This is a genomic window from Mesorhizobium sp. M7A.T.Ca.US.000.02.2.1 (genome assembly GCF_003996995.1).
Lineage (GTDB): Bacteria > Pseudomonadota > Alphaproteobacteria > Rhizobiales > Rhizobiaceae > Mesorhizobium.
Window position 1 is genome coordinate 1 of sequence record NZ_RZTT01000615.1, and the last position, 2,563, is coordinate 2,563.

Annotated in this window: 3 protein-coding genes and 1 pseudogene; all 4 read left to right on the forward strand. The window is 62.0% G+C overall.

The features are described 5' to 3' along the window. Positions 1 to 239, forward strand: a pseudogene (pyrH, locus tag EOD15_RS32505) (UMP kinase); the annotation flags it as partial. Positions 240 to 337: 98 nt separating this feature from the next. After that, positions 338 to 892, forward strand: coding sequence for a ribosome recycling factor (frr, locus tag EOD15_RS32510; protein ID WP_013531759.1), 555 nt, complete (start codon positions 338 to 340; stop codon positions 890 to 892). 34 nt (positions 893 to 926) lie between these two features. Continuing rightward, the gene (locus EOD15_RS32515; protein ID WP_023812930.1) at positions 927 to 1,661 is read left to right on the forward strand and encodes an isoprenyl transferase; all 735 of its coding nucleotides are present in this window, start codon (positions 927 to 929) and stop codon (positions 1,659 to 1,661) included. Then, positions 1,658 to 2,473, forward strand: a complete 816-nt coding sequence (locus EOD15_RS32520; RefSeq protein WP_127323066.1) for a phosphatidate cytidylyltransferase — start codon at positions 1,658 to 1,660, stop codon at positions 2,471 to 2,473. The genes EOD15_RS32515 and EOD15_RS32520 overlap by 4 nt, the downstream gene beginning before the upstream one ends. The last annotated feature ends 90 nt before the right edge of the window (positions 2,474 to 2,563 follow it).

Genomic DNA, 2,563 nt, shown 5'->3' on the forward strand with positions numbered 1-2,563 from the left:
GCACTCAGGTCGACGGCGTCTACTCGGCGGACCCGAAGAAGGATCCAAATGCGACGCGTTTCGAGCGCATCAGCCATGGCGAAGTCATAAATCGCGGCCTTTCCATCATGGATACTGCTGCGATTGCACTTGCGCGCGAAAACAACATTCCGATAATCGTCTATTCGATCCACGAAAAAGGTGGTTTCGGCGATATTCTGAGGGGCGGCGGCCGCTGCACGGTCGTCGCGGACGATTGATCGGCGGCCTGACCCGAAAAGGGAAGCCGGTTTTCGAAAGTTCGATTCGAAGACGGCCCCGAAGCAGTGAGCCGCATTAGACGGTCGAGGAGATAAAGATGAGTGGTGAGTACGACGATCTCAAGCGGCGCATGGATGGGGCCATTGCCGCGTTCAAGCATGATCTGGCCTCGCTGCGGACCGGTCGCGCCTCCAGCAATCTGCTCGATGCGATCCAGGTGCAGGCCTACGGCACCACCATGCCGATCAATCAGGTCGCCAACGTCTCGGTGCCGGAGCCGCGCATGATCTCGGTATCGGTATGGGACAAGTCGATGGTTGGCGCGGTCGACCGCGCGATCCGCGAATCCAATTTGGGGTTCAACCCGATCGTAGACGGCACCAACCTCAGGATTCCACTTCCCGAACTTAACGAACAGCGCCGCAAGGAACTGGTCAAGATCTCGCACACCTACGCCGAGAACGCCCGTGTCGCCGCGCGCCATGTGCGCCGCGACGGCATGGACTTCCTGAAGAAGGCGGAGAAGGACGGCGACATCAGCGAAGACGATCAGCGCAAGCGCTCGGACCAGGTCCAGAAACTTACCGACGAGACGATCAGCACCATCGACCACCTGCTTTCCGATAAGGAAGCTGAAATCATGCAGGTTTAGGGTCATGGCCGCCGGCTGACCCGAAAGCGAGAACATGGCAACGCCCGCGCATGTCGCGATCATCATGGACGGAAACGGACGCTGGGCCAAGGCGCGCGGCATGCCCCGTCTTGCGGGCCACCGTGCCGGTGTCGAGGCGCTGCGCAAGACGGTGCGCGCGGCACCTGGGCTCGGCATTTCCTACCTGACCGTCTATGCTTTCTCGTCGGAGAACTGGTCTCGGCCGAAGTCCGAGGTCAGCGACCTGATGGGCCTCTTGAAAATGTTCATCCGCCGTGACCTTGCTGAACTGCACCAGAGCGGTGTGCGGGTTAGAATCATCGGTGACCGGGCAGGGCTGCAGTCTGATATCAGGGGACTGCTCGACGAGGCCGAAACGCTGACGGCCGCAAACGAATCGCTGACGCTGGTGATCGCCTTCAACTATGGCGGACGAGACGAAATCGTTCGTACGGCACAAAAGCTTGCGGCGGCCGTGGCGCGTGGCGAACTCGACGCCGAGGCGATATCAGCCGAAAGCTTTGCCGGCGCGCTCGATACGCAAGGCATTCCCGACCCGGAATTGGTCATTCGCACCAGCGGCGAGCTCCGGCTGTCGAACTTCCTTCTGTGGCAAGCCGCCTATAGCGAACTCGTCTTCCTGCCTTGCTACTGGCCCGACTTCAGCCGCGAGCACCTTGCGGAAGCTTTGCGTGAGTTTGCTGGCCGCGAACGCCGTTTCGGCGGACTTGGAGGCCAGGACGTCGCTTCGCGACCGGCCGCGGGATGAACAATCTTCAACTGCGTATCGTTTCGGCGATCGTGCTCGCCATCATCACTCTCGGCTTGACCTGGATCGGCGGTTTGCCGTTCCGGCTGCTGTGTGCCGTGATCGTAGCGGCGATCTTCTATGAATGGACCCGCATGTCGCGGCCAACCGGGGCAACGGGCCTTGGTTTCCTGCCGGAAGCACTGCTGGTAGTCTTCATTGGCGCCTTGATTGGCGGTCTGGCCGCCTCCTGGCTGCTGCCGCTTGTGGCGGCCATCGTTGCCGCAACGGCGATAGCCGCCTCGGTTCGCAAGACCGGACAATGGGATGCGAGCGGCCTTGCCTATGCCGCGGTTTCAGGTCTGTCGCTCGCCTTGCTGCGCGATGGCGATCGTTCAGGCCTCATTGCCATCCTGTTCCTGTTCGCTGTCGTCTGGGCCACCGATATCCTTGCCTATTTCGTTGGCCGAGCCGTTGGGGGGCCGAAACTGGCGCCCTCTATCTCGCCCGGCAAGACGCGCAGCGGCGCACTCGGCGGCGCTGTCGGCGGCGTCGTCGCCGGGCTGGTCCTCGCCGCAGCTGCCGGTGTCGGCAATCTGGTATTGCTCGGCCTGATCGCGCTCGTGCTGTCGATTGTCTCGCAGGCAGGCGACCTGTTCGAATCCTGGATCAAGCGCCGCCATGGCCGCAAGGATTCGGGGGCGCTCATCCCGGGCCATGGCGGCGTCATGGATCGTGTCGACGGGCTTGTCGCAGCGGCATTCGCCCTATACGTCATCGGCTGGATTTCGGCGAACGCCGATCATCCGGCACAGGGTCTGTTTCCCGTTTGAGCGATGTCATTTCAGGGTCCTTTGCGCGGTGCGCCTTGGATTCGCCCGGATTGGTGTCACAGTCACGGCGCAGTCTGCGCCGTGGAAGAA